This is a genomic window from Streptomyces hilarionis, assembly GCF_024539675.1.
GTDB classification, from domain to species: domain Bacteria; phylum Actinomycetota; class Actinomycetes; order Streptomycetales; family Streptomycetaceae; genus Streptomyces; species Streptomyces hilarionis.
Genome location: NZ_JAHHIT010000039.1, coordinates 1 through 25,477, shown reverse-complemented (window position 1 = coordinate 25,477; position 25,477 = coordinate 1). Strand labels below are relative to the sequence as shown.

Genomic DNA, 25,477 nt, shown 5'->3' with positions numbered 1-25,477 from the left:
ATGACTCGCCGTCCCTGTCCCGGCGCGTGCGCGCGGTCACCGTGCGTGCGTCGGGCAGCCGGGTGCGCGCCCCGCTCCGGCCGACGATCGCAGGGCCCCACGGACGACGACCGCCCACGGCCCGCGGCGCTCAGCGCAGCCTGCGCAGCTCGCTCAGCTCTCCCACCTTCGTCAGCCGTGCCACGGCGACGTAGACCAGGCCGAGGGCGAGCACACCGGCGGCGAGGGCGGCGGCGTTCGGCAGGGTGCCGTCCCCGAACCGGGCGGCACAGGCCCGGTCGGCCGCCCACCCCGCGGCGGCTGCCAGGCCCGCCGCGGTCAGCAGCCTGGCGTACGTGCGCCGCAGCGCGCCGTCGTCCAGCCGTCCCCCGGTGCGTCGGCGCAGCACCCGGGCGGTGAGAGCGAGGCCCGCCAGGTAGGACACGGAGTAGGCCCCGGCCATGCCGGTCACCGATCAGCGGTCGGGCAGCAGCAGGTGACACGCGGTGGCCAGGGCGATGTTCACCGCAGCGATCCAGACCGCCATGAAGAACGGGGTGCGGGTGTCCTCGAAGGCGTAGAAACCGCGCAGCAGGAGGTACTGGGCGGAGAACGGGATCAGGCCGAGTCCGAAGGCCTGGAGCATGTGGCCGAGCGGCTGCGCCGAGGCCGCGTCGGCCGCGCCGTGCGCGAAGAGCAGGACGGCGATGCGCGGGCCGAGGGCCAGGAACAGGAACGCGGCCGGGACGATGACGACTCCGCTCACCCGCAGGCCGCGCGACAGGTCCGCCCGCACGTCGGCTGTCCGCCCCTGCGCGACGGCGCGGCTCATCCTGGGCAGCAGCGCGGTCACCAGGGACACGGTGACCACCGACTGCGGCAGCATCCAGATGGTCTGCGCGTAGGTGTACGCCGTGTAGCCCGCGCCGGCGTCCGGCAGTTGCTGGTCGACCGCGTTGGCGTAGTTGGTGACCACCGTGAGCGAGACGAGATTGGTCAGCACCAGCAGCAGGGTCCACTTGGCCGCGTGGACGCCGGACCCGAGGCCCGAGCCGCGCCAGTCGAACCGCGGCCGCAGCCGGAACCCGGCGGCCCGTGCGAACGGGACCAGCGCGAGGGCCTGCACCGCGATCCCGGCCGTCGTGCCGACGCCCAGCAGCCGGACCTGGGCGTCGGTGATGTCCTCCACCCGCTCCGGCACGGTCATCAGACTCAGGTACGCGCCGAACATGCCCAGCAGGACGACGTTGTTGAGGACCGGCGTCCACATCATCGCGCCGAACCGCTCACGGGCGTTCAGCACCTGGCCGTAGATGTTGAACAGGCCGTAGAAGAAGATCTGCGGCAGCAGGAACCGGGCGAAGACCACGGTGAGCCGGTACGCCTCGTGGGTCTGCGGGGTGTCGCGCATGTACAGCGAGACGATCAGCGGGGCCGCCCACACCGCGAGCGCGGTCCCGACGGCGAGGACCGACACCACGAGGGTCACCAGCCGCTGCTCGTACGCCCGGCCGCCGTCCGGGTGCGTCGCCCTGGCCCGCACCAGCTGCGGCACCAGCACGGCGTTGAGCGCGCCGCCGATCAGCAGCGTGTACAGACTCGTGGGCACGGTGTTGGCCGTGTTGTACGTGCTGGCCAGCAGGCCGGTGCCGAGGGCGGCGGCCTGGAGCACCTGGCGGATCAGGCCGGTCGCGCGGGACGCGACCGTGCCCAGCGCCATCAGCGCCGAGGACCGGGCGGCCCCGCCCTTGCCCGCCGTGCGGGTGCGTTCCTCGGTCTGCGGTCGTGTCGTGGCCCCCATCCGGTCAACCTATGCCATCGGCTTCGGATCTTCGAACTCCGTTGCGCACAGCGCCGGTTGGCCGGGGCGGGGTCGGTCCTGCGAGGGTCGTCACCTGCGGCGGGCGCGGCCCTCGCGGGGCCGGCGGGCGGGGTCCTCCCGCGGCGGGCCGACGAACAGCTTCTCCAGCGTGGCCGGCGGGGCCACGAGGCCGGGACCCCCGGCAGCCGCCCACTCCAGGATCTCCTCGGTGCGGTCGTCGTCCAGGGCGAAGCCGACCCAGGCGGCCCGGCCGCCGGCCCGGCGTCCGTCGGCCGAGGGCTGCACGACCACCACGTTCGCCTGCTCGCACACGCCGAGACAGTCCGTCGTGCGGACCTGGAAACCGCCCCCCGACGCCGCCGCGGCCGCGCGCAGCCGCTCCAACTGCCAGGCGTGGTCGAAGCCGGGGTGCTTGCGGGCGACGCCGCAGCAGCAGCCCCGGCACACGACCAGCGTGCAGGGCCTGCGGGCGGCCGCGCCGATCGCCGCCCGCACGCCCGCCGTGCGCTGCGACGGCAGCGCGCCGCGTCCGCCCCGCCGAGCGGTCTGCCGCTCGCCCACGCCGCTCAGGAGGCCGAGAGGCCCACGTGGGCCAGGGCCTGGCGCAGCAGGAAGCCGTGCCCGCCGGGCATCTCGCTCTGCACCGCGAGCGACGCGGCCTCCTGCGGGCTGAACCACACCAGGTCCAGCGCGTCCTGGCGGGGCCGGCAGTCGCCGGTCACCGGCACGATGTAGGCCAGCGACACCGCGTGCTGGCGGGGGTCGTGGTACGGCGTGATGCCCTGGGTGGGGAAGTACTCGGCCACCGTGAACGGCTGGAGCGAGGTCGGCACGCGGGGCAGGGCCACCGGTCCGAGGTCCTTCTCCAGGTGGCGCAGCAGGGCGTCCCGGACGCGCTCGTGGTGCAGGACCCGGCCGGAGACGAGGGTCCGGTTGACGTTGCCGTCGGGTCCGATCCGCAACAGCAGGCCGACGCTGGTGACTTCGCCGCTGTCGTCGACGCGCACGGGCACGGCCTCGACGTAGAGGATCGGCATACGGGCGCGCGCCATCTCGAGCTCGTCGGCGCTCAGCCAACCCGGAGTGGTTTCGGTCAAGTCAGACATTGCTTGATCATACTTTCAGTGTCCGTCGGGAAGCCGGTAGACCCGGCGGGCGTTGTCGGCTGCGGTCCAGCGGGCCAGGCGCAGCGCGTCGGGCAGGCTCAGCTCGTCGGCGTCCACCCGGTCCTGGAGCAGTTCGCCCAGTCCTCTGCGGAACGCCAGCGCGCCGAGGCCGTAGAACTCGGCCAGACCGTAGGCGTCGGAGCTGTACAGCAGTTTGCGGAACGGTGTGATCTCCAGCGCCTCCTCCAGGACCGCCCGCGCTCGCACGGGACCGACGTGGTGCAGGGTGAGCCCCACGTCCAGATACACCTGCTCGAACACCGCGGCCAGGAAACCGGCCTGTCGCTGGTAGGGCCAGCAGTGCAGGAGCAGCACCGGGATCGTGCCCGCCGTGAGGTGCAGCCAGTCCGTGAGATGTGTGGGATCCACCCGGTGCAGGCGGATGTCGGAGTCGCCGAAGCCGGTGTGCAGTTGCAGGGGGAGTCCCAGGTCGACGGCCGTCCACAGCAGGTGCCGCACGAGCACCGGCTCGTCCAGCCGTCCGCCGCGCGCCAGCCAGCCCCGTGCGGCCCGGGCGACCTCCTCGTCCGAGGGGCGCGCCGGGTCGAGCGCGAAGCCCGTGCGGTAGGCGGCCACCGACTTGACGGCGACGACCCCCGGCCGCCGGACCGCGTCCAGCGCGGCCGCCCGGAACGCGTCGGCGTAGCCGCCCGCGTCGACGCCCCGTGCGGCCACCGCCTCGGCGACCGACTCCAGCCGGACGACCTCGTGGGCGACGGCCGTGCCCGCGGCCTCGGCCAGCCCGGCCACCGTGGTGACGCGGTGCGGCGCGAACCCGGTGTCGACGCAGAACACGCCGGTGCGGGCGGCCGTCAGGAACCGCCGGTTCACCTCCCCGGGGCCGAGCTCGGCGCGCCGGTCCAGGTAGACGTCGGCCGGGGCGTGCCGCTCCAGGTCCAGCAGCGGCGCGCAGTGCCGGCGCACGGCCACGCCCACCGGGGTGTCGAACATCGACAGGCCGGGCATACGGCCGCCCTCGGTGAGCAGAGCCTCGAAGCCGGGCCGGTCCAGGGGGTCGACGACGACGCCGTGGCAGTGGTGGTCCACCAGTTCCAGACCGGCCAGCTCCTCGTGGACCGCTCCGCCGGCCATGTCAGTACACCCAGCGGTAGGCCGCCGCCACCCGCTCGTCGTCCAGGCCGTCGACGGCGTCGATCTCGCCCTGCCGTACCGCGCTCACGGCGTCGGCGAGCACCGGGCCGAGCGCGGCCCGCAGCACCTCGTCGGCGCGGAAGGCGGCGACCGCCTCGGAGAGCGAGGCCGGCAGCCGTCGCACGCCCCGGGCGGCGGCCTCCCCTGCGGCCAGCCGCACCGGGTCCCCGTGCGTCTCCTCCGGCAGGACGGCCCCCGACGCGACCCCCGCCAGCCCGGCGGCGAGCACACAGCCGAGGGCCAGATAGGGGTTGGCTGCCAGGTCGACGGGCTTGACCTCCAGGTTCGCCTGCTCCACGCGCCGGCCCGCCGTGCCCCGCACCAGACGCAGCGCGCACTCGCGGGTCTCCAGTCCCCAGGCGGTGAACACCCCGGCCCACTGGGAGGGTTTGAGGCGCAGATAGCTGGCCGGGCTGGGCGCGGTCACCGCGGTGAGGGCCGGCAGCCGGGCGAGGACGCCCGCCGTGAAGGCCTCCGCGTCGGCGGTCATGCCGTGCCGGCGCCCGCCGCCCGTGTGCAGGTTCACGCCCTCGCGCCAGGCGGACAGATGGACGTGCCCGCCGTTGCCGACGCCCCGCGCGAGGACCGCGGGGGAGAACGAGACCCGCAGGCCGTGCCGCCGGGCCACCGCGCGGATCGTGTGGCGGACGAGCACGCTGCGGTCGGCCGCCGCCACCGGGTCGAGAGCGCCTACCGAGATCTCGAACTGGCCGGGCGCGTACTCCGGATGGATCTGGTCGACGTCGACGTCCTGCGCCGCGCACGCGGCCAGCAGCTCGGCGGTGTAGGCGCTCAGCTCGATCTGCCGGGTCGCGCCGTACGCCGGGCCCGTGGCAGCGGGGACGAACTCCCCGGCGGGCGCGGAGTCCAGGCCGACCGCCCATTCGATCTCGAACGCCGCCCGGAAGCGCAGCCCGTGCTCGCGGGCCGCGTCCGCGACGACACGCCGCAGGAAGGTGCGGGAGCAGCCGGGATGGCGTCCGCCGTCCTGGGGGACGCGGTCGACCGGCGCCCAGGCCCAGCCCGGCTGGGCCGCCAGGGCCACCAGCCGGTCCAGGTCGGGATACAGGCGCAGGTCGCCGTCCGGCGAGCCGAGCACGTCCGTGGCGACGATGTCGTCGTGCGCGAGGAACGTGTCGAACACCGGCGACATGCCGACCCCCCACGCCGCCGCCGAGGCCAGGGCGGCCGTGGGGACCGCCTTCACCCTGCCGATGCCCGCGGTGTCGACGTAGGCCAGGACGATGCCGTGGACGCCTCTCCCGCTCAGCTCCCCCGACAGCGCGCCCGCCCGCTCGACGTCACCGGGACGCCCGCCCGGGACCGGATCGGCGAGGGTCGTCATACGTCCTCCACTGCGGTGCGATCGAAGGGCCCCGGGGCCCGGCCGGACCGGACCGGGAGCGCGTGCCGGACGTCCGTCAGGGTTTCACGGCGACCGCGCCGTACTGCGGCACCACCGCGAGGGAGTCGGCCTCCCCGCGCCAGCGCGAACACGACACCAGACCCGGTTCGAGCAGCTCCAGGCCGTCGAAGAACGTGGCGATCTCCGCGCCGCTGCGGGCGGTGATCGGCGGCTTGGCGTTCTCGTTCCAGAACTTCATGGCCGGGATCTGGCCCTCGCCGCCCACCTCGCCGTCGTGGGTGGGGTGCGTCAGGACCAGGAAGCTCCCCGAGGGGACGTCGGCCATGACCCGGCGGACGATGTCCCGGGCCGCCTCCAGGTCCAGGACGAAGTTCAGGATGCCCAGCATCATCACCGCGACGGGCCGTGTGAAGTCGAGGGTGCCCGCGGCCCGTTCGAGGATGGCGGCCGGATCGTGCACGTCGGCGTCGATGTAGTCGGTGACGCCCTCCGCGGTGCCGGTCAGCAGGGTGCGGGCGTGCGCCAGGACGATCGGGTCGTTGTCGACGTAGACGATCCGGGCGTCGGGCGCGACGCGCTGCGCGATCTCGTGGGTGTTGTCGGCCGTCGGCAGCCCGGTGCCGATGTCGAGGAACTGCCGCACCCCGCGCTCCCCGGCGAGGTGGCGGACCGCCTGCCCGAGGAACCAGCGGTCCGCGCGGGCGATCTCCCGGATGAGCGGGAACATCCCGGCGACGTGCTCGCCGACCCCGCGGTCGACCTCGTAGTTGTCCTTGCCGCCGATCCAGTAGTTCCACACCCGCGCGTTGTGCGCGACGCTGGTGTCCAGCCGTGCCGCCCCGCTCACGTGACCGCCCCTTCCCGCGTCCCGGCCCGTGTCGCGGGCCCCAGGCCGTCATTGTGCCGCCGGATGATCACCGGTGTCCCCGGTAGGGTGAAAAACCGCCGATCCCGTACAGGAAGCACGACATGCCCTACACCCGCGTCCCCGGTCCGACCGCCCCCGAGGCGTCGGCCGACGCCCTCGACATACGCCTGGTCGTCACCGACATGGACGGCACCCTGCTCGACGACGCCAAGCGGATCCCGGCGGGGCTGTGGGAGGTGCTGGAGCGGCTGCGCGAGCGCGGAGTGCTGTTCAGCCCGGCGAGCGGACGCCAGTACGCGTCCCTGGCACGGGAGTTCGCCGATGTGGCCGAGGGGATGGTGTTCATCGCGGAGAACGGCGCCTACGTGGTGCGCGACGGCGAGGAGCTGAGCTCCGACCCGCTGGACCCGGCCGTGGTCGCGCGGGTCGTGGCGGCGGCGCGGCGGCTCACGGCCGAGGGCGTCGACATGGGCGTCGTCGTCTGCGGGAAGCGGTCGGCGTACGTCGAACGCTCCGACGAGCCCTTCCTGGCCGAGGTGGCCAGGTACTACGTCCGCCACCAGGTCGTCGAGGACGCCGCAGCCGTCGACGACGAGATCGTCAAGGTCGCCCTGTTCGACTTCGGCTCGGCCGAGGAGCGCACCGCCCCGGCGCTGGCGGCCTTCGCCGGGACCCATCAGGTCGTGGTCTCCGGCGAGCACTGGGTCGACGTCATGAACCGCACCGCCCACAAGGGCGCCGCCCTGCGCAGGCTCCAGCGGGAGCTGGGCATCACCCCGGCGCAGACCATGGTCTTCGGCGACTACCTCAACGACCTGGAGATGCTGGACGCCGCCGAGTGGTCCTTCGCCATGACGGGCGCCCACCCGGAGGTCGTCCGCCGGGCCCGTCACCTCGCCCCCTCCAACAACGACAACGGCGTGCTGCGCACCGTCGTCCGCCTGCTCGGCCTGCCGGTGGCCGGGATCTGACCCGATCGGGCCGCCGACCGCCCCCGCGCCCCGCCCGTCCGGCCTAGGCTTCAGGCAGGGCAGGGCAGGGCAGGGCAGGAGAGGGGAGCGCCATGCGGGAAGCGGCCGTCGTCGCCCGTCTGACCAGGGAGATCACCCCGGGGTTCGGCCCCGGTGAACCGCCCGGGAGTCTGGCGGACTTCTACCAGGACCTGCACCGCCACCCCGAGCTGTCCTTCGAGGAACACCGCACCGCGGCGAAGCTCGCCGGGCGGCTGCGTGCGGCGGGATTCGACGTGACCGACGGCGTGGCCCGGACCGGTGTGGTCGGGGTCCTGCGCAACGGCGAGGGACCGGTGGTGTGGCTGCGCGGCGACATGGACGCGCTGCCGGTGACCGAGGCGACGGGCCTGCCCTACGCCTCGCGGACCGACGGGGTGATGCACGCCTGCGGCCACGACCTGCACGTGACCTGGCTGGCGGCCGCCGCCGAGGCGCTCGCCGCGGCCCGCGAGACGTGGTCCGGGACGCTCGTGGTGGTCGGCCAGCCCGCCGAGGAGGCCGGGGGCGGCGCGGCCGCGATGGTCGCGGACGGGATCCACGACCGTTTCCCCCGTCCCGACGCGCTGTTCGGTCAGCACGCGGCGCCGGGACTCGTCGGGTTCTACCCCCACACGCCCGGGCTGACCCTGTCCGCCTCGGACGACGTCGACGTCGTCGTGCACGGGGTGGGCGGGCACGGTTCGCGGCCCGAGTCGACCGTGGACCCGGTCGTGACGGCCGCGTACGTCGTCACGCGGTTGCAGAGCGTCGTGGCGCGCGAGGTCGCGGCGAACGAGGCCGTGGTGGTCACCGTGGGGCGGTTCCACGCCGGAACGACGTCGAACATCATCCCCGCGGAGGCGCGGCTCGGCGTCAACGTCCGCACCCGGGACGCCCGGGTCCGCACGCGCGTCCTCGACGCCGTCCGGCGGGTGGTGGAGGGGGAGTGCGCCGCCGCCGGCTGCCCGCGCCCCCCGGAGGTGACGGTGAGGCCGGGCTGCCCCACCACCGTCAACGACGCACAGCTGGACCGGGAGATCGCCGCCGTGCACGGCGAACTCTTCGGCGCGGGCACGGTGTTCGACTTCGGTCAGGCGCTGGGCAGCGAGGACTTCTCCCTCCTCGCCCCGCAGGGCGTGCCCTACGACTACTGGTACGTCACCTCGACCCCGGCGCCCGTCTGGGAGACGGCGCCGGGAGAGGAGCTGATGGAGAAGGCGGCCGCGGTGCCGGGGAACCACAGCCCGTTGTTCGCGCCGGACCTGTCGGTGCTGGGACCGGGCGTGCGCACTCTGGTGTCGGCGGCGCTGTCCCGGCTCGCCCGCTGAGGCGAGCCCCCGGGACCACGCGACCGGGGCACCAGGTCACCACTGCACCAGGTCACCGGTGCAGTACGCCACCGCGGCACTGCGCGACCGAGGCGCTACGGCCTCAGCGGGTCGTGGCCGATGGTCATCAGACGGTGACGTCGGAGCGTCTCCTGCGCCTCGGGTCCGCGCGCGGCGTCCGCCTGCTCGGCGACGGTGTCCACGACCCCGTACATGCACCGCACGTCGTCCTCGGTCAGGTCGGTGCGCCGCTTCTGAAGGATCGCGAGGACGTCCTGTCCGGTGGGGCCGCCCGCCTGCTCGGGCAGCGGCTCCGCGCTCTCGTCGGCGTCGCGCACCCGCAGCCAGGCGGCCAGCTCCTGCGAGGTCATGTTCACGGCGCGGTGGAAGTCCTCCCACAGCGCGTCCATCTCCAGGGCGTCGATCATGCAGGCCTCCCTCCCGCTCGGTGTCCGCGCGTCACTTCTCCTGCGGCCAGTTCTCCGCCTCGAACATCCAGCGCTGCTTCTCCAGCTCGGCGGTGATGGCGATCAGCAGGTCCTGCGTGACCGGGTCGGCCTCGTCGGTCGCCGTGACGCGCTCGCGCAGCCGCGCGATGGCCGCGCCCAGGGCCTCGGCGATCACCGTGACGACGTCCTCGTCGCGCAGCCAGCCGTCCTTCGGGGAGGGCAGGCTGAAGGCCGAGGCGATCGTCTCCGGGCGGCCGTCCGGCGGCAGGCCCAGCGCGGCGGCGCGCTCGGCGACCGTGTCGGCGAAGCCGCGGGCCGTGGCGACGACCTCGTCCAGCTGGAGGTGGATCGAGCGGAAGCGCGGGCCCACGATGTTCCAGTGCGCCTGCTTCCCGATCAGGGAGAGGCCCAGAAGGTCCACGAGGGTGGTCTGCAACGCGTCGAAGGTGACCTGGCGGGCGGGTTCGGGCAGCGGGCTCTTCACGACAGTCATACGGGAGTCCTCCTCTTCGCGTCTTTCCTGGCGGCTCGGAGCAGTTCCGCGCGTTCGTCCTCGCCCACACAGGCGGCAGCGCGCAACCACTCCATGAGGCCGCGAGTGCCCCGGGCGAACCCCTGCAAACAGGCGTTTCGCCCGTCGTGCCCGAGTCGGTCCCCGTGGCGCCCCGGGCCGTGTTCAGGACGTCCGGGGCCGGTCCCGGGGCGGCAGGGCGGCGTCGAGGAACCGCGTCACGTCCGCGAACACCTCGGCCCGGTTCGTCTCCTGGAACACCTCGTGCCGGGCGCCCGGGTAGATCCGCTCGGTGTGCGTGCCCGCGGTCAGCCGCTCCACGCCGACGCGACTGCCGGCCGGCGGGACCAGCCGGTCGTCGTCGCCGTGCAGCCACAGCACGGGCAGCGGGCGGACGTCGCCCCCCTCGGCGACGGTCTCCAGGGTCCGGGCGAAGGCCTCCAGGGTCGGCCGTTTCATCGGCCCGTGCCAGACGAGCGGATCCGCCGCGTAGGCCGCGCCGACCGCCGGGTCGCGGGAGAGGGCGGCGGGACCGACCGCGACGTCGGGGATCTCCCGCCGCGCGAGCAGCCGGCCGGGCAGCTCCCAGAGGCCGATCACCGGGCCGGACAGTACGAGGGCGGTGAGCCCGTCGCCGTGGCGCTGGGCGTACCGGGCCGCGATCAGACCGCCCATCGAGTGCCCGATCATCACCGTCGGGAGTCCGGGGTGTGCGGAGCGGGCCAGTTCCGCCGCGCGGTGGACGTCGTCGACGACGTCCTCGAAGTCCTCGATCACCACGCGCTCGCCCGCCGATCTGCCGTGCCCGGTGTGGTCGGGCGCGAAGACGGCGGCGCCGTGCCCGGCGAGGACGTCGGCGAGTTCCGCGTAGCGGCCGCCGTGCTCGCCGTAGCCGTGCACCAGCAGCGCCGTGTACCGCGGCCGCGGACCGGACCGTTCCCGCACGGCGATCGCGCCGCGGGTCCCGGCGAGGACGTGTCGGGGCATCGCGCCTCCAGCTGTGTCTGCCCGCCGCGGCCGGTGGCGGTGCGGCGGTGTGCGGTGTGGCGGTGAAGTCCGCGGGGATCTTCCCAGGGGGTCGGGCCGCAGTCTATAGTCGAAAACTAGCAGTGCTAATCAAGGAGTCCGCTCGTGCGTCCCGTCCACTTCGCGGCCGCCCGCCGCACCCCCGTCGGAAGACTGCGCGGAGCCCTGTCCTCCGTCCGGCCCGACGACCTCGCCGCCACCGTCATCCGGGGTCTGGTCGCCGACGTGCCCGCGCTCGACCCGGCCCGCATCGACGACGTCTACTGGGGCGCGGCCAACCAGGCGGGGGAGGACAACCGCAACGTCGCCCGGATGGCCGCGCTCCTCGCCGGCCTGCCCGAGACCGTGCCCGGCGCCACGGTGAACCGGCTGTGCGCCTCCGGTCTGGAGGCCGTGACGACCGCGGCCCGCACCATCGCCGCGGGGGAGGCCGACATCGTGCTCGCGGGCGGCTCCGAGTCGATGAGCCGCGCCCCCTTCGTGCTGGCCCGCCCCGACGAGGCGCTCCCGCACCGCGTGGAGACCGTCGACACCCGGCTCGGCTGGCGGCTGGTCAACCCCGCGATGAAGGACCTGCACGGCCTGCTCGCGATGGGCGAGACGGCCGAGGAGGTCGCCGCCCGGCACGGCATCACGCGCGAACGCCAGGACGCCTTCGCGCTGCGCAGCCACCGGCTGGCCGCGCTGGCCCGCAAGAACGGCCACTTCGACGACGAACTGCTGCCCGTGCGCAGGCCCGACGGCGTCGTCGTGGACGCCGACGAGGGCATCCGCGAGGACACCTCCCCCGAGAAGCTCGCGGGTCTCAGGCCCGTCTTCCGGGAGGGCGGCACCGTCACCGCGGGCAACGCCTCCCCGATGAACGACGGCGCCGCGGGGCTGCTCCTCGTCAGCGAGGAGGCGCTCAACGAGCTGGGGCTGGAATCCCTCGGCCGCTACGTGGCCGGCGCCTCCGCCGGTGTGCACCCCGACGTGATGGGCATCGGACCCGTCCCCGCCACCCGCAAGGCGCTGGCCCGCGCCGAGTGGAGCGTCGACGACGTCCAGGAGGCCGAGTTCAACGAGGCGTTCGCCGCGCAGGTGCTGGCCTGCGTCGACCAGCTCGGCATCGACCCCGACCGGATCAACCCCAGCGGCGGCGCGATCGCCCTGGGCCACCCGCTCGGCTGCTCGGGCGCCCGCATCCTCACCACCCTGCTGCACCGCATGCGCCGCACCGGCGCGGAACGCGGCCTGGCCACGATGTGCGTCGGCGTCGGCCAGGGCAGCGCCGTCCTGGTGGAACGCCACTGACGGGACGGCCCCGCGAGGCCATCAGGCGAGACGGGCCTGAACGCGGGGAACGGATGTGCGTAGCATCTACCTCCGCATGAACATGATGACGTTGTGGCACATCACCGGCTGGGGCTTCGCCGCGCTCGCCCTCGCGGCCCTGCTGGTCGGCTTCTCCAAGACGGCCGTCAGCGGCGCCAACACGGTCAGCCTCGCCGTCTTCGCGGCGGTCCTGCCCGCCAGGGCCTCCACGGGCGTCCTGCTGCCGCTCCTGATCGCGGGCGACGTCCTGGCCGTCCTCACCTACCGGCGGCACGCCCACTGGCCCACGCTGTGGCGGCTCTTCCCGGCCGTCGCGGCCGGCGTGGTCCTCGGCACGCTGTTCCTGGTGTGGGCCGACGACGGCGTCGTGCGCACGTCCATCGGAGCGATCCTGCTGCTGATGGCGGGCATCACGGTGTGGCGGCGCCGCACGGCCGCGGCGCCGGACGAGCCCGACGCCGTGGCCACCCGTGCGGGCCGCCTCAAGGCCCGCTCCTACGGCGTCCTCGGGGGCTTCACCACGATGGTCGCCAACGCGGGCGGTCCGGTGATGTCGCTGTACCTGCTGTCCGCGGGCTTCCGCAAACTCGGCTTCCTCGGCACCTCCGCCTTCTTCTTCCTGATCGTCAACCTCGCCAAGGTGCCGTTCAGCGCGGGTCTCGGCCTGATCGACGGCCGCTCGCTGCTGCTGGACCTCGCACTCGTCGCCTTCGTCGTCCCCGGCGCCCTGCTGGGCAAGTGGGCGGTGCACCGCATCGACCAACGGCTGTTCGAACAGCTGGTGATCGCGGCCACGGTCGTGGGCGGACTCCAGCTGGTCCTGCGGTAGGGAGCAGGCCTCAGGAAGCCGCGGCGGCGGTCGCCACCGGCCGCGACCGCCGGCGTGTGGGTCAGGACAGGGCCGCCCGGGCGCTACTCCCGGTCCGGGTGGCGGCGCAGCAGGTAGGTGTCCATGATCCAGCCCTTGCGTTCGCGGGCCTCGGCGCGCAGCCGCTCGATACGGGGCCCGGCCTCGGCGATCGGACCCGCGACGAGGATCTCGTCCGGGGTGCCGATGTAGGCGCCCCAGTAGATGTCGACGTCGTCCTGCGCGTACTGCCGGAAGGCCTGGTGGGCGTCCAGCATGACCACGACGTCGTCGACCCCCTCGGGAAAGCCCTCGGCGAGCCGCCGGCCGGTCGTGATCTGCACCGGCCGTGCGACCCGGTTCAGCCCCGTGCGGTGCCGGGCGAGAAGCGCCGAGACACTGCTGATCCCGGGCACCACGTCGTAGGCGAAGTCCACCGAGCCCCTGGCCAGGACCTCCTGGAGGACGGCCAGCGTGCTGTCGTACAGCGCGGGGTCGCCCCACACCAGGAACGCGCCCCGCTCGTCGTCGCCGAGCTCGTCGGCGATCAGCCGCTCGTAGATGTCGGCGCGGGCGCTGCGCCAGTCGCCGACGGCGGGGGAGTAGGCCGCGCCCCCGGCCCGGCGGTCGCGCTCCGGGTCCCGCGCCTCGACCACCCGGTAGCCGCCCTCGGGCAGATGCGTGTCCAGCATGTCGTGACGCAGCCGCGTCAGGTCGCTCTTCACCTCGCCCTTGTCCAGGACGAAGAACACGTCCGTGTCGCGCAGCGCCCGTACCGCCTGGAGGGTCAGCTGGTCGGGGTCGCCCGCGCCGATGCCGATGACATGAATCCTTCGCACGCGACGAGTCTGCCGTACCCCGCTCCCGACGGACGTGCCGGGTCAGCGAAGCCGCGGCGCCACGGCTTCCGCGTCCACGGCCGCGCCGGTGCGCTCCACCGTCTCCGCCAGCTCCCGCGCCCAGCGCGCCAGCCCGGCGAGATCCACTCCGTGGGGCCGGTCCTCGCCGCTGCCCTCGGCCCACTCCGCCACCGCCGCCGCGCCGCGCCGCAGCAGCCGCGCCCCGCCCGCCGGGTTGCCCCGGGCCGCGTGCGTGAGACCCACCGCGAGCTGGGCGAGGCCGCGCCACAGGGCGCGCTCGCCCTCGGGCCCCGACTTCCAGGCGTCCTCGAAGACCTCGTGCGCGTGGAACGGCTTCCCGGCGTCCAGCAGGGCCTGTGCCTCGACGACCGTGTCCCCCGGGGTGCGCACGACGCCCTCGGGCTGGCGCTCCACCCCGTCCGCGCCGTACGGCAGGGGCCGCCCGAGCCCGTCGCGCGGCCGCGCGTTGCGCGCCCGTCCCTCGCCGTCCCGGTCGCGTCCGTCGGCGCTCCGGCCGCCGCCCATGCCTCCTGTGCCGTCCCTGGGGTCCATAGGACGATTGTCCCGCGCCCGGGCCGCTTTCGGCGCAGCGCCCGGCGTGGGGTAAAGTGCTGTTCGCGCGATCAACACGGCGAACACCGTGGAGAGCGCATCGGGACGTGGCGCAGCTTGGTAGCGCACTTGACTGGGGGTCAAGGGGTCGCAGGTTCAAATCCTGTCGTCCCGACCAGCTTCACAGCAGGTCGGAAGCCGCTTTCTCACATCGGGAAGGCGGCTTCGGTGCGTCCGGGGCCGGCCCGCGGCCCCGCCCGTGCTCCCGCCGCCCGCGCCAGGGCCCTTGCCCTGAAGCGCACTTCAAGCGCGAGACTCCCGTCCGAGCCGGTGGACACCCGGCCGAACGGGAGGAGCCGTCATGAAGTACCGCACCCTGGGGACCGACCCGGGCACCCGCCGCGAGGTCAGCGTCCTGGCGCTCGGGACGATGCTGTTCGGGTCGGCGACCGACGAGAAGACGTCCTTCGCCCTGCTCGACCGGTACGTGGAGGCCGGAGGGAACTTCCTCGACACGTCCGACAACTACGCCTTCTGGGCCGACGGCGGTCAGGGCGGCCAGAGCGAGGAACTGCTCGGCCGCTGGCGGCGCAGCCGGGGCGTCGGCGACGAGGTCGTCATCGCCACCAAGCTCGGCGCCCGGCCCCTCGCGCCCGGCACCGGTTATGTCGACAACCCCGAGGGCCTGTCCGCGAAGGCGATCCGCGAAGCCGCCGAACGCAGCCGCGACCGGCTCGGCGTCGAGCGCCTCGACCTGCTCTACGCGCACATCGACGACCACACCGTTCCCCAGCGGGAGACCGTCGAGGCCTTCGCCGAGCTCGTCGCCGAGGGCACGGTCGCACTCCTCGGGGCGAGCAACCAGGCCGTCTGGCGCGTCGAACGGGCCCGCGCCCTGGCCGCCGCGGCCGGCCTGCCCGGCTACGAGGTGCTCCAGTACCAGCACAGCCTGCTGCGCCCGCGCACCGACATCCCCGGCGGCCTCTTCCCGGACGGGAGCCTCGGCCACGCCGGCCCCGAGCTGCGCGGCTATCTGCGGGCCGAGCCCGGCCTGACCCTGGTCGCCTACTCGCCGCTGCTCAAGGGCGCGTACACCCGTCCCGACCGGCCGCTGCCGCAGGACTACGACCACCCGGGCACCCCGCCCCGGCTCGCCGTGCTGCGCGAGGTCGCCAGGGAGACCGGCGCGAGCGTCAACCAGGTCGTGCTGGCCTGGCAGTTGGGCGGGGAGCTGCCGATCGTGCCGCTGGCCGGGGCGTCGTCGCCCGCGCAGCTGGAGGAGAACCTGGCCGCCGTCGGCCTGGAGCTGACCGGCGAGCAGCGCTCCCGGCTGGACGCCGCGCACTGAGTCCGCTGGGTGACCGGGCGGTAACCGGGGAGGCTACGCTGGGATCATGCCGTCCCCCCGTCGTACCGCCCGACAGTCCGAGCTGCTGGAACGACTTGTCGCGCTGCTCACGGCGGAGGGGTTCTCCGAGTTCACCCTGGACGACCTCGCCGAGCGCCTGCGCTGCTCGAAGACGACCCTCTACCAGTTGGCCCGCAGCAAGCAGGGGCTGGTGGTGGAGGCCGTCAAGCACTACTTCCGCGGGGCGACCGAGGCCGTCGAGAAGCGGGTGGGGCAGACCGTGGACCCCTCGGACCGGGTCCGGCTCTACCTGAGCGCCGTCGCGGAACAGCTGCGCCCGCTCTCGCGCCGGTTCCTTCAGGACGTGGCCGACTTCCCGCCCGCCCGCGAGGTGTACGAGGCCAACACCCGGATGGCCGCGGAGCGGGTGCGCCGGCTGATCGCCGAGGGCGTCTCGGACGGCGCCTTCCGCGAGGTGCACGCGGCGTTCGTCGGCGAGGTCGCCGCCGCGACCATGCGCCAGATCCAGCAGGGCGAGCTGACCGCGCGCACCGGGCTCACCGACGCGGAGGCGTACGAGCAGCTCGCCTCGCTGATCGTGCACGCCGTCTCGTCCTGAGGCCCGGCGGCCCGTCCGCCTCCTTGTCTCCCGGCTCACCTGCGGTGCGGGGTGCCGCCGAGCGCCGTCGTGGAGTACCGTGGATGATACTTTCGTACACACGCCAGTATCATTCTCGGTACTGTCGGCACTTCTACGTGGAGGTCACCATGCCTGCCACTCGCGCCCTGCCGACCGAGGAGGCCGTCGAGCTCATCCAGCTCACGCGCACCCTCGCCGCAAAGGAACTCGCACCCCGGGTCGCCGACGCGGAGGCGGACGGGTCGTTCCCGCGGGACGTGTTCCGCACCCTCGGGCGCAGCGGCCTGCTCGGGCTGCCCTTCGCCGAGGAGTTCGGCGGGGCGGACCAGCCCTACGAGGTCTACCTCCAGGTGCTGGAGGAGGTGGCCGCCGTCTGGTCGAGCGTCGCCGTGGGCATCTCCGTGCACGCCCTGTCCTGCTTCCCGCTGGCCCGCTTCGGCACCGACGAGCAGCGGCGCAGGTGGCTGCCGGACATGCTCGGCGGTGAACTCCTCGGCGCGTACTGCCTGTCCGAGCCGCACGCCGGCTCCGACCCGGCCGCCATGCGCACCCGCGCGGTCCGCGACGGCGACTCCTACGTCCTGAACGGCTCCAAGGCCTGGACGACCCACGGCGGTTACGCCGACTTCTACACCGTGATGGCCCGCACGTCCGAGGACCGCACCCACGGCATCTCCTGCTTCCTCGTCCCCGCGGACGCCCCCGGCCTCAGCGCCGACCCGCCGGAGCGCAAGATGGGCCTGACGGGCTCGGCGACCGCGACCATGCGGCTCGACGACGTCCGGGTGCCCGTGGAACGCCGGATCGGGGAGGAGGGCCAGGGGCTGAAGATCGCCCTCGCCTCCCTCGACTGCGGACGGCTCGGCATCTCGGCCGTCGCCACCGGGCTCGCCCAGGGCGCCCTGGACCACGCGGTGCGCTACGCCCGCGAGCGGGAGACCTTCGGCAAGCCGATCATCGAGCACCAGGGCCTGGCGTTCGTGCTCGCCGACATGAGCGCCGCGATCGAGTCGGCGCGGGCAGCCGCGCTGTCCGCCGCCCGCCTGAAGGACATCGGCGTGCCCTTCACACGGGAGGCGTCCATCGCCAAACTCGTGGCCACGGACAATGCCATGAAGGTGACCACGGACGCCGTGCAGGTCCTCGGGGGGTACGGGTACACCCGTGACTTCCCGGTGGAACGCTTCATGCGCGAGGCCAAGGTCATGCAGATCTTCGAAGGAACCAACCAGATCCAGCGCATGATCATCTCCCGTGCGCTGGACCGCGACGAGGGCGGTGTGCTCACCGTCCTCGGCAAGGAGTGATGATGCAGCTCGAGAACACCGCCGCCCTCGTCACCGGCGGTGCGTCCGGCCTCGGCGCGGCCACCGCCAAGGCTCTCGCCGGGCGCGGCGCCCGGGTCTTCGCCCTCGACCTCAAGGACGGCGTCGACAAGGCGCCCGAGGTCGACGGCGTCACCTACGTCCCCGCCGACGTCACCGACCCCGAGCAGGTGCGTGCCGCCGTCGAGACGGCGGCCGGGTCCGGCGTCCCGCTGCGGACGGTGGTCAACTGCGCCGGCATCGGCCCGTCGGCGCGGATCCTCGGCAAGAAGGGCGTGCACGACCTGGGCCTGTACGCCAAGGTGATCCAGATCAACCTGATCGGCACCTTCAACGTGCTCGCCCTCGCCTCCGAGGCCATCGCCGGGACCGAGGCCGACGCGGACGGCCAGCGGGGCGTCATCGTCAACACCGCCTCCATCGCCGCGTACGACGGCCAGATCGGCCAGGCGGCCTACGCGTCCTCCAAGGGCGGGGTGGTCGGGCTGACCCTGCCCGCCGCGCGCGACCTCTCCCAGTACGGCATCCGGGTGTGCACCATCGCCCCGGGCATCGTGGAGACGCCGATGCTGGCCACCGTGTCGGAGGAGTTCCGGGCCGGACTCGCGGCCGGCGTGCCCTTCCCGCGCCGCCTCGCCCGCCCCGAGGAGTACGCGCAGCTCGCGCTGTCGATCGTCGACCACGACTACCTCAACGGCGAGACCATCAGGATGGACGGCGCCCTGCGGATGGCCCCCAGGTAGTCCCCCGGTCGGTCCCCCTCCCCCCCCTCGGGCGCAGGGGGAGGGGGCGCCCTAGGGCCGGACCAGCAGCTGGAAGTCGAAGGCGTACCGGGACGCGCGGTAGACGTGCGTCCCGTACTCCACCGGCCGGCCGGTGTCGTCGTACGCCGTGCGCTGCATCGTCAGCAGTGCCGCCCCCTCCTTCTCCGCGAGCAGGGCGGCCTCCTCGGCCGTGGCCGAGCGGGCCCCCACGGTCTGGCGGGCGCTGTGCAGCGTGACGCCCGCCGAGCGCAGCAGCCGGTACAGGCCGGTCGTCTCCAGGCGTTCGGTGTCGAGGTCCAGCAGGGCCGGCGGCAGGTAGTTGCACAGGAACGCCACCGGCTGTCCGTGCGTGGCGCGCAGCCGTTCCAGCAGGGTGACCTCGCTGCCCTGCGCGAGACCCAGCGCGGCCGCGACGTCCGCGGTCGCCGGCACCCGTTCGTTGCGGAGCACGGCGGTCGTGGGTCCCTGACCGGCCGCCTCCAGGTCGTCGTAGAGGCTGCTCAGCTCCAGCGGCCGCTTCACCTGGCTGTGCACCACCTGCGTGCCGACTCCGCGACGGCGCACCAGCAGGCCCTTGTCGACGAGCGACTGGATCGCCTGGCGGACGGTCGGCCGGGACAGGCCGAGGCGCGTGGAGAGGTCGATCTCGTTGCCCAGGAGGTTGCCGGGGGCGAGGGCCCCGTGCTCGATCGCGGCCTCCAGCTGCTGGGCCAGCTGGTAGTAGAGCGGGACCGGGCTGGTGCGGTCCAGCGCGAAGTGCAGCGCGTCGAGCGCGGAGCCGGACACCGCACGGGCGCGCTCGCCGGTCTTCGCCATCGGGGGCGCCTCCTCGGTTCGGTGGGGTGGGGAGCGAGGGGTACGCCCCGGCGCAGGGGGTAGGGATCGATCTTGATGCGCCCCCTCGTGATCGAACGCCGTGGCCGGCCCGGCCGGGCCCCGCGCCGTGCTCCGCACGGTGGTCGCGGGGTCTGGCGTCTCCCAGGTGTAGATCCGCGGGAGCTCCGGTGTCAATACTTTGTTCTAACATTCGGACCTGATCGTGAAATGATGTCTTAACAAAGTATTGACAGGGGGCCCGGCACGGGATTGGATCCCGTCCCAGCAGCGCACGGGCCGAGTCCGGGACACCTGAACAGTCGCGGACCCGGCCCCATGGCCCCAATCTGAGGAGAAACGGGCCCCCGGATCCTCGCGATCGTCCTCCCCCCCCTTCCCCGTCGTTTTCCCCGTCGCACAGTGAGGTGCAAGGAAAGATGGACAGCTCTTCTCCCTCCCGCTCGCGCAGAATCGCCCCGGTCGTGGCCATGGCCGCGGCGGTGGCCCTGACCCTTGCGGGCTGCTCCAGCAGCTCCGGCGGAAAGAAGTCCGAGGAGAGCGCGGACGGCGCTTCCGCGGGCAAGGCGAGCACCCCGCAGATGACGGTCGCCCTGGTGACCCACCAGTCGCCCGGCGACACCTTCTGGGACATCGTCCGCAAGGGGGCCCAGGCCGCCGCGGCCAAGGACAACGTCAAGCTGGTGTACTCCGCCGACCCGAGCGCGGGCGGGCAGGCCAACCTGATCCAGAACGCCATCGACCAGAAGGTCGACGGCATCGCGGTCACCCTCGCCAAGCCCGACGCCCTCAAGGCCGTCATCGCCAAGGCGACGGCCGCGAAGATACCCGTGGTGGGCCTCAACTCCGGTGTGAGCGAGTGGAAGAAGCTCGGCCTGCTGGAGTTCTTCGGCCAGGACGAGACGGTCGCGGGCGAGGCCCTCGGCAACAAGCTGAACACCCTGGGCTCCAAGAAGGTCGTCTGCGTCATCCAGGAGCAGGGCAACATCGGTCTGACCCAGCGCTGTGACGGCGTGAAGAAGACGTTCTCCGGCTCCGTCGAGAACCTCTACGTCAACGGCACCGACATGCCGTCCGTGAAGTCGACCATCACCGCCAAGCTCAGCCAGGACAAGGCGATCGACCACGTCGTCACGCTCGGCGCCCCCATCGCGCTGACCGCCGCGCAGTCGGTCTCCGACGCCGGCAGCAAGGCCAAGATCGCCACCTTCGACCTCAACAAGGACCTGACGGGCGCCATCAGCAAGGGCAGCGTCGAGCTGGCGGTCGACCAGCAGCCCTACCTTCAGGGCTACTTGGCGATCGACTCGCTGTGGCTCTACAAGAACAACGGCAACTACATGGGCGGCGGGGAGCAGCCGGTCCTGACCGGGCCCGCCTTCGTGGACAAGTCCAACGTCGACGCGGTGGCCGCGTACGCCGCGAAGGGCACCCGGTGATGAGCATGACTCGGCACGCCGAGCCGGCGGTGGGGACACCGCCGGCCCCCGGCCCGAAGGAGAGTGACGGCCGGACCGCGCAACGCTCCCTGGTACTGCGCCTGTTGGCCCGCCCCGAGGTCGGGGTCTTCCTCGGCGCGGTCGCGGTGTACGTCTTCTTCCTGATCTCCGCGCCGCCCGTGCGCGAGGGCAGCGCGATGGCGAACATCCTCTACCAGTCGTCGACCATCGGGATCATGGCGCTCCCGGTCGCGCTGCTGATGATCGGCGGCGAGTTCGACCTGTCGGCCGGCGTCGCGGTGATCACCTCGGCGCTCACCGCGAGCATGCTCAGCTACCAGCTCACCATGAACGCCTGGGTGGGCGTCGTCGTGGCGCTCCTGGTCTCCCTGGGCATCGGGTTCTTCAACGGGTGGATGGTCGTCAGGACCGGACTGCCCAGCTTCCTGATCACGCTGGGGACCTTCCTGATCCTCCAGGGCGTGAACCTGGCCGTCACCAAGCTGGTCACCGGCAACGTGGCCACCGACGACATCAGCAACATGGACGGCTTCGACCAGGCGAAGAAGATCTTCGCCTCGTCCTTCGAGGTCGGCGGCGTCCAGGTCAAGATCACGATCGTCTACTGGCTGGTGTTCGCGGCCCTGGCCACCTGGGTGCTGCTGCGCACCAGGTACGGCAACTGGATCTTCGCGGTCGGCGGCAACAAGGAGTCCGCCCGGGCGGTCGGCGTGCCGGTGACGTTCACGAAGATCTCGCTGTTCATGCTGGTCGGCCTCGGCGCCTGGTTCGTCGGCATGCACCAGCTGTTCACCTTCAACACCGTGCAGTCCGGCGAGGGCGTCGGCCAGGAGCTGATCTACATCTCCGCGGCCGTCATCGGCGGCTGTCTGCTGACCGGCGGCGCCGGCTCGGCGATCGGCCCGGTCTTCGGCGCGTTCATGTTCGGCATGGTGCAGCAGGGCATCGTCTACGCGGGCTGGAACCCCGACTGGTTCAAGGCCTTCCTCGGCGTGATGCTCCTCGGCGCCGTCCTGATCAATCTGTGGGTCAGCCGCACGGCGACCCGGAGGTGACCCCCATGACATCCAGCAACCACCACGGCGCCCACGGGGCCGTCATCGCGGACGCCGTCGCCGAGGGCACGGACGGGGCGATCGTCGAACTGCGGGGCGCGGGCAAGTCCTACGGCAACATCCGCGCCCTGCACGGCGTCAGCCTGACCGTGCACCCGGGCCAGGTGACCTGCGTCCTCGGCGACAACGGTGCCGGCAAGTCCACCCTCATCAAGATCGTCTCCGGGCTGCACCAGCACACCGAGGGGGAGTTCCTCGTCGACGGCGCCCCCGTGCGCTTCAGCACCCCGCGCGAGGCCCTCGACCGCGGCATCGCCACCGTCTACCAGGACCTGGCCACCGTCCCGCTGATGCCGGTGTGGAGGAACTTCTTCCTCGGCTCGGAGATGACCAAGGGCTCCTGGCTGCTGCGCCGGCTCGACATCGAGCGGATGAAGAAGACCGCCGACGAGGAACTGCGCAACATGGGCATCGTCCTGGACGACCTGGAGCAGCCCATCGGCACCCTCTCCGGCGGCCAGCGCCAGTGCGTCGCGATCGCCCGCGCCGTCTACTTCGGCGCCCGCGTCCTCATCCTCGACGAGCCCACCGCCGCCCTCGGCGTCAAGCAGTCGGGCGTCGTGCTGAAGTACATCGCCGCCGCCCGGGACCGCGGCCTCGGCGTCATCTTCATCACCCACAACCCCCACCACGCCTACATGGTCGGCGACCACTTCAGCGTCCTGCGCCTGGGCACCATGGAGCTCACCGCCTCCCGCGACCAGGTCAGCCTCGAGGAACTCACCAACCACATGGCGGGCGGCGCCGAACTCGCGGCCCTCAAGCACGAGTTGTCCCAGGTGCGCGGGGTCGACGTCGACCGGCTCCCGGAGGAGAAGGACCTCACCGCACCGGTGGCCGCCCCCGGCGAGGCGAAGACCTGAGACGGTGGGCGCGCCGCGACCGGTCGCCCGCCCGGCGGGCCGGACGCCCCCGTGTGCGCCCGCGTGCCGGCGTGCCGGACGCGCCGCCGCGCGGAGGCCGGGGCGGCGCCGTGCGCACCCGCAAGTCCCCGCGCCCTTGCGGGGCATGAGCGGGCGCCGCGGAGACGCCGAGGGAGGGCGCGTGGCGCCGTCGCCGACAGGCGGCGGCGCGCCCCCGCTCGTATGGTGGGGGTGATGGGCCGCATGCGGCCCGTGCCCCTCCGGTGCGGCTGTGGCCTGCGGCGCGAGAACCTCCTCACGCGGGAGCAAGCCCATGACACACCCGTACACGCGACTGCGCAGCGGCGTCCTCGTCGCCGCCGCGGTGGGGGCGCTGGTGGCGCCCGCCGCGGCCGGCGCCACGCCGTCGCCCTCCTCGGCCGCCGCCGCGACCGCCGCCCGGCAACCCTCTCCGAGCCCGTCCGACGACGGTGTCGTCGCCCTCACCCCCGCCGTGCGGCAGCAGGTGGACGACGCCGTCCAGCGGGTCATGAAGCAGGCGAACGTGCCCGGGGTCAGCGTCGGCATCTGGACGCCCGACAAGGGGCAGTACGTGAAGTCCTTCGGCGTCCGCGACAAGAGCACCGGCCAGGCCATGGCCCCCGACCTGTTCATGCGGATCGGCAGCGAGACCAAGACGTTCACCGTCACCGCGGTCCTGCAACTGGTCGACGAGGGCAAGGTGGGCCTGGACGACACCATCGACAAGTACATCGACGGCGTGCCGAACGGCGACCGGATCACCCTGCGTCAGCTGGCCGACATGCGCAGCGGACTGTTCAACTACTCCGCCGACGAGGACTTCTTCAAGGCGCTGACCTCCGACCCGAAGCGGCCCTTCACCCCGCAGGAACTGCTCGGCTACTCCTTCAAGCACCCCGTGCTCTTCGCGCCGGGCCAGGAGTTCTACTACTGCAACACCAACCTGATCCTGCTCGGCCTGGTCGTCGAGAAGATGAGCGGTCAGCACCTCAACGAATACGTCCACCAGCACATCCTGGACCCGGCCGGACTCGACGACACCCTCTTCCCGGTCGGCAACGAGTTCCCCACGCCGCACTCCCAGGGCTACACCAACCAGACCGCCACCGGGCAGGTCGAGGACTCGGCCGACTGGAACCCCTCCTGGGGCTGGGCCGCCGGCGCGATGATCTCCACCCTGGACGACCTGCGGATCTGGGCGCGCACCGTCGCCACGGGCGTGCTGCCCGACGGCAACCGCATGATCAGCCCCGCCACCCAGAAGCAGCGCCTGATCACACCGGCGACCTCCATCCCCGGAGCCGGGTACGGCCTGGGCATCTTCAACGTGCAGGGCTGGATCGGCCACAACGGCTCACTGCCCGGCTACGAGTCGCTGACCATCTACCTGCCCTCCGCACAGGCCACGCTCGTCGTCGTGCTGAACACCGACATCAACTACAAGAACCAGGAGCCCAGCACCCTGTTCGGCGACGCGATCACGTCCATCGTCTCCCCGGACCACGTCTTCGACCTGCCGGCGGAACCCACGGCGAGGTGAGGACGTTCGACCAGGTGCAGGGGTGAGCCGATTCGTGCACGGGGAGGGCGAGATGCGGGAGAGGAAGCAGGACCGCGCCGCGGAGGACGGCGCCGAGCGGGAGCGGCGTCGGGTCCGGTTCGGCGCCCTGCCCGAGCGGGTGCTGCCGCGGGACATGGTGGAGGAGCGGCCGGCCATACCGAGAGATCCCGCCCGGGACGCCTACGACCCGGACGAGTTCGCGGTCCGCTACGGCCTGTGAGCCGGCGCGGGCCCGCCGGCTCAGAAGGCCCTCACCTCGGCGATCGTCACCGGCCGGTGCTCGTGCAGGGACAGCGTGCACGCCTCGGCGATCCAGCCCGCCTCCAGAGCGTCCTCGATCGTGCAGGGCGAGGGGCGCGCACCCGCCACGACCTCGGTGAACGCGGTCAGTTCGGCGCGGTAGGCGGCGGTGAAGCGGTCCATGAAGAAGTCGTGCGGGACACCGGCCGGGAAGGTGACGCCGGGCTCCACCGAGCGCAGCGGCAGCTTGTCCTCCAGACCCACGGCGATCGAGTCCGTGAAGCCGTGGAGCTCCATGCGGACGTCGTAACCGCGCGCGTTGTGACGGGAGTTGGACACCACCGCGATCGTGCCGTCGTCGAGGGTGAGGATCGCGCCGGTGGTGTCGGCGTCGCCCGCCTCCCTGATGTAGTCGGCGCCCCGGTTGCCGCCGACCGCGTACACCTCGCTCACCTCACGGCCCGTCACCCAGCGGATGATGTCGAAGTCGTGCACGGAGCAGTCCCGGAAGATGCCGCCGGACCCGGCGACGTACGCGGCCGGCGGCGGCGCCGGGTCCAAGGTGGTGGAGCGCACGGTGTGCAGCCTGCCCAGCTCCCCCGTGGCCACGGCGGCGCGCGCGGCGACGAAGCCCGCGTCGAAACGGCGGTTGTAGCCGATCTGGATGGGCACGGCGCTGCCCTGGACGGCCCGGAGCACCGCCACGCCCTCGGTCGTCGTCCGGGCGACGGGCTTCTCGCAGAAGACGGGGACGCCCGCCTCGACGGCGGCGAGGATCAGCCCCGGGTGGGCGTCGGTCGCCGCCGCGATCACGACGCCGTCCACCCCGGCCGCCAGCACGGCCTCGGGGGAGTCCGCGACGTCGGCGCCGAACCGCTCCGCGGCGGTCTTGGCGGCCTCCGCGAAGGGGTCGGCCACGACGAGCGACTCGACGGCGTCGAGTCCGAAGAGGGTCTCGGCGTGGAAGGCGCCGATGCGGCCGAGGCCGAGGATTCCGATGCGCATGGGACGTGCAGCTCCTTGAGGGTCTTGCGGACTTGCGGAAGGGGTCTCACGGGAGGCAGGGGCGGGAGG

The 25,477-nt window shown here is 73.0% G+C and carries 25 protein-coding genes, 1 tRNA gene and 1 pseudogene; 14 read left to right on the top strand and 13 right to left on the bottom strand.

Annotation, left to right across the window (positions count from 1 at the left end):
- Positions 1-130: 130 nt before the first annotated feature.
- The 6 genes and pseudogenes from murJ to KMS84_RS07665 form a co-directional block, all read right to left on the bottom strand.
- Positions 131-1,699: pseudogene (murJ, locus tag KMS84_RS07690) on the bottom strand (murein biosynthesis integral membrane protein MurJ).
- A gap of 171 nt (positions 1,700-1,870) precedes the next feature.
- A complete protein-coding gene (locus KMS84_RS07685; protein WP_256915418.1) occupies positions 1,871-2,284 on the bottom strand; it encodes a (2Fe-2S) ferredoxin domain-containing protein in 414 nt (137 codons plus the stop codon).
- Between the two features lie 83 nt (positions 2,285-2,367).
- Positions 2,368-2,907 (bottom strand): NUDIX hydrolase family protein, encoded by a 540-nt coding sequence (locus KMS84_RS07680; RefSeq protein WP_107450828.1) that lies wholly within the window; start codon positions 2,905-2,907, stop codon positions 2,368-2,370.
- Positions 2,908-2,922: 15 nt separating this feature from the next.
- On the bottom strand, positions 2,923-4,059 hold the full coding sequence (locus KMS84_RS07675; RefSeq protein WP_256915320.1) for an amidohydrolase family protein: 1,137 nt from the start codon (positions 4,057-4,059) through the stop codon (positions 2,923-2,925).
- Between the two features lies 1 nt (position 4,060).
- Positions 4,061-5,464: a type I glutamate--ammonia ligase gene (locus KMS84_RS07670; RefSeq protein WP_256915319.1), complete on the bottom strand. Its 1,404-nt coding sequence runs from the start codon at positions 5,462-5,464 to the stop codon at positions 4,061-4,063.
- Positions 5,465-5,540: 76 nt separating this feature from the next.
- On the bottom strand, positions 5,541-6,332 hold the full coding sequence (locus KMS84_RS07665) for an SAM-dependent methyltransferase (RefSeq protein WP_256915318.1): 792 nt from the start codon (positions 6,330-6,332) through the stop codon (positions 5,541-5,543).
- A gap of 122 nt (positions 6,333-6,454) precedes the next feature.
- Between KMS84_RS07665 and KMS84_RS07660 the strand changes: the two genes are divergently transcribed.
- Together KMS84_RS07660 and KMS84_RS07655 are read left to right on the top strand one after the other, a co-directional pair.
- A complete protein-coding gene (locus KMS84_RS07660) occupies positions 6,455-7,324 on the top strand; it encodes a Cof-type HAD-IIB family hydrolase (protein ID WP_256915317.1) in 870 nt (289 codons plus the stop codon).
- A 92-nt stretch (positions 7,325-7,416) separates the two neighbouring features.
- Positions 7,417-8,673, top strand: a complete 1,257-nt coding sequence (locus KMS84_RS07655) for an amidohydrolase (RefSeq protein WP_256915316.1) — start codon at positions 7,417-7,419, stop codon at positions 8,671-8,673.
- A 95-nt stretch (positions 8,674-8,768) separates the two neighbouring features.
- Here KMS84_RS07655 and KMS84_RS07650 read toward each other — a convergent pair whose 3' ends face one another.
- The 3 genes from KMS84_RS07650 to KMS84_RS07640 all read right to left on the bottom strand — a co-directional run bounded on the left by KMS84_RS07650 (position 8,769) and on the right by KMS84_RS07640 (position 10,620).
- Entirely contained in the window at positions 8,769-9,101 is a 333-nt protein-coding gene (locus KMS84_RS07650) for a DUF3140 domain-containing protein (protein WP_256915315.1), read from the bottom strand.
- Positions 9,102-9,132: 31 nt separating this feature from the next.
- Positions 9,133-9,615 (bottom strand): Dps family protein, encoded by a 483-nt coding sequence (locus KMS84_RS07645; protein WP_256915314.1) that lies wholly within the window; start codon positions 9,613-9,615, stop codon positions 9,133-9,135.
- Positions 9,616-9,798: 183 nt separating this feature from the next.
- Complete coding sequence (locus tag KMS84_RS07640; RefSeq protein ID WP_256915313.1) at positions 9,799-10,620, bottom strand: alpha/beta hydrolase; 822 nt, start codon at positions 10,618-10,620, stop codon at positions 9,799-9,801.
- Positions 10,621-10,764: 144 nt separating this feature from the next.
- On the opposite strand from KMS84_RS07640, the gene KMS84_RS07635 reads away from it, so the two are divergent.
- Together KMS84_RS07635 and KMS84_RS07630 are read left to right on the top strand one after the other, a co-directional pair.
- A complete protein-coding gene (locus KMS84_RS07635) occupies positions 10,765-11,952 on the top strand; it encodes a thiolase family protein (protein ID WP_256915312.1) in 1,188 nt (395 codons plus the stop codon).
- 76 nt (positions 11,953-12,028) lie between these two features.
- The gene (locus tag KMS84_RS07630; RefSeq protein WP_256915311.1) at positions 12,029-12,802 is read left to right on the top strand and encodes a sulfite exporter TauE/SafE family protein; all 774 of its coding nucleotides are present in this window, start codon (positions 12,029-12,031) and stop codon (positions 12,800-12,802) included.
- Between the two features lie 83 nt (positions 12,803-12,885).
- On the opposite strand, the gene cobF is transcribed toward KMS84_RS07630, so the two are convergent.
- Complete coding sequence (gene cobF, locus KMS84_RS07625) at positions 12,886-13,659, bottom strand: precorrin-6A synthase (deacetylating) (RefSeq protein WP_256915310.1); 774 nt, start codon at positions 13,657-13,659, stop codon at positions 12,886-12,888.
- 42 nt (positions 13,660-13,701) lie between these two features.
- A complete protein-coding gene (locus KMS84_RS07620) occupies positions 13,702-14,232 on the bottom strand; it encodes a DUF309 domain-containing protein (RefSeq protein WP_256915309.1) in 531 nt (176 codons plus the stop codon).
- Between the two features lie 101 nt (positions 14,233-14,333).
- Here KMS84_RS07620 and KMS84_RS07615 point away from each other — a divergent pair.
- The 5 genes from KMS84_RS07615 to KMS84_RS07595 all read left to right on the top strand — a co-directional run bounded on the left by KMS84_RS07615 (position 14,334) and on the right by KMS84_RS07595 (position 18,288).
- A tRNA-Pro gene (locus KMS84_RS07615) sits at positions 14,334-14,410 on the top strand.
- A gap of 183 nt (positions 14,411-14,593) precedes the next feature.
- Positions 14,594-15,580, top strand: a complete 987-nt coding sequence (locus KMS84_RS07610; RefSeq protein ID WP_256915308.1) for an aldo/keto reductase — start codon at positions 14,594-14,596, stop codon at positions 15,578-15,580.
- A 46-nt stretch (positions 15,581-15,626) separates the two neighbouring features.
- On the top strand, positions 15,627-16,199 hold the full coding sequence (locus KMS84_RS07605) for a TetR/AcrR family transcriptional regulator (RefSeq protein ID WP_256915307.1): 573 nt from the start codon (positions 15,627-15,629) through the stop codon (positions 16,197-16,199).
- 149 nt (positions 16,200-16,348) lie between these two features.
- Positions 16,349-17,527 carry an acyl-CoA dehydrogenase family protein gene (locus KMS84_RS07600; RefSeq protein WP_256915306.1) on the top strand — a complete coding sequence of 393 codons (1,179 nt, stop codon included), beginning with the start codon at positions 16,349-16,351 and terminating at the stop codon, positions 17,525-17,527.
- Between the two features lie 2 nt (positions 17,528-17,529).
- Positions 17,530-18,288, top strand: coding sequence for an SDR family NAD(P)-dependent oxidoreductase (locus KMS84_RS07595; RefSeq protein WP_256915417.1), 759 nt, complete (start codon positions 17,530-17,532; stop codon positions 18,286-18,288).
- Positions 18,289-18,339: 51 nt separating this feature from the next.
- Here KMS84_RS07595 and KMS84_RS07590 read toward each other — a convergent pair whose 3' ends face one another.
- Positions 18,340-19,125 carry a GntR family transcriptional regulator gene (locus KMS84_RS07590; protein WP_256915305.1) on the bottom strand — a complete coding sequence of 262 codons (786 nt, stop codon included), beginning with the start codon at positions 19,123-19,125 and terminating at the stop codon, positions 18,340-18,342.
- Positions 19,126-19,562: 437 nt separating this feature from the next.
- Here KMS84_RS07590 and KMS84_RS07585 point away from each other — a divergent pair, with 437 nt between their 5' ends.
- The 5 genes from KMS84_RS07585 to KMS84_RS07565 all read left to right on the top strand — a co-directional run bounded on the left by KMS84_RS07585 (position 19,563) and on the right by KMS84_RS07565 (position 24,383).
- A complete protein-coding gene (locus tag KMS84_RS07585) occupies positions 19,563-20,582 on the top strand; it encodes a substrate-binding domain-containing protein (RefSeq protein WP_256915304.1) in 1,020 nt (339 codons plus the stop codon).
- Positions 20,582-21,658: an ABC transporter permease gene (locus KMS84_RS07580; RefSeq protein ID WP_256915303.1), complete on the top strand. Its 1,077-nt coding sequence runs from the start codon at positions 20,582-20,584 to the stop codon at positions 21,656-21,658. Before KMS84_RS07585 ends, KMS84_RS07580 begins: the two co-directional genes overlap by 1 nt.
- Before the next feature lie 5 nt (positions 21,659-21,663).
- Positions 21,664-22,581, top strand: a complete 918-nt coding sequence (locus KMS84_RS07575) for an ATP-binding cassette domain-containing protein (protein WP_256915302.1) — start codon at positions 21,664-21,666, stop codon at positions 22,579-22,581.
- A gap of 313 nt (positions 22,582-22,894) precedes the next feature.
- On the top strand, positions 22,895-24,142 hold the full coding sequence (locus KMS84_RS07570) for a serine hydrolase domain-containing protein (RefSeq protein ID WP_256915301.1): 1,248 nt from the start codon (positions 22,895-22,897) through the stop codon (positions 24,140-24,142).
- 22 nt (positions 24,143-24,164) lie between these two features.
- Positions 24,165-24,383, top strand: a complete 219-nt coding sequence (locus KMS84_RS07565) for a hypothetical protein (RefSeq protein WP_438818910.1) — start codon at positions 24,165-24,167, stop codon at positions 24,381-24,383.
- 20 nt (positions 24,384-24,403) lie between these two features.
- Here KMS84_RS07565 and KMS84_RS07560 read toward each other — a convergent pair whose 3' ends face one another.
- Positions 24,404-25,408 (bottom strand): Gfo/Idh/MocA family protein, encoded by a 1,005-nt coding sequence (locus tag KMS84_RS07560; protein WP_256915300.1) that lies wholly within the window; start codon positions 25,406-25,408, stop codon positions 24,404-24,406.
- Positions 25,409-25,477: the final 69 nt, after the last annotated feature.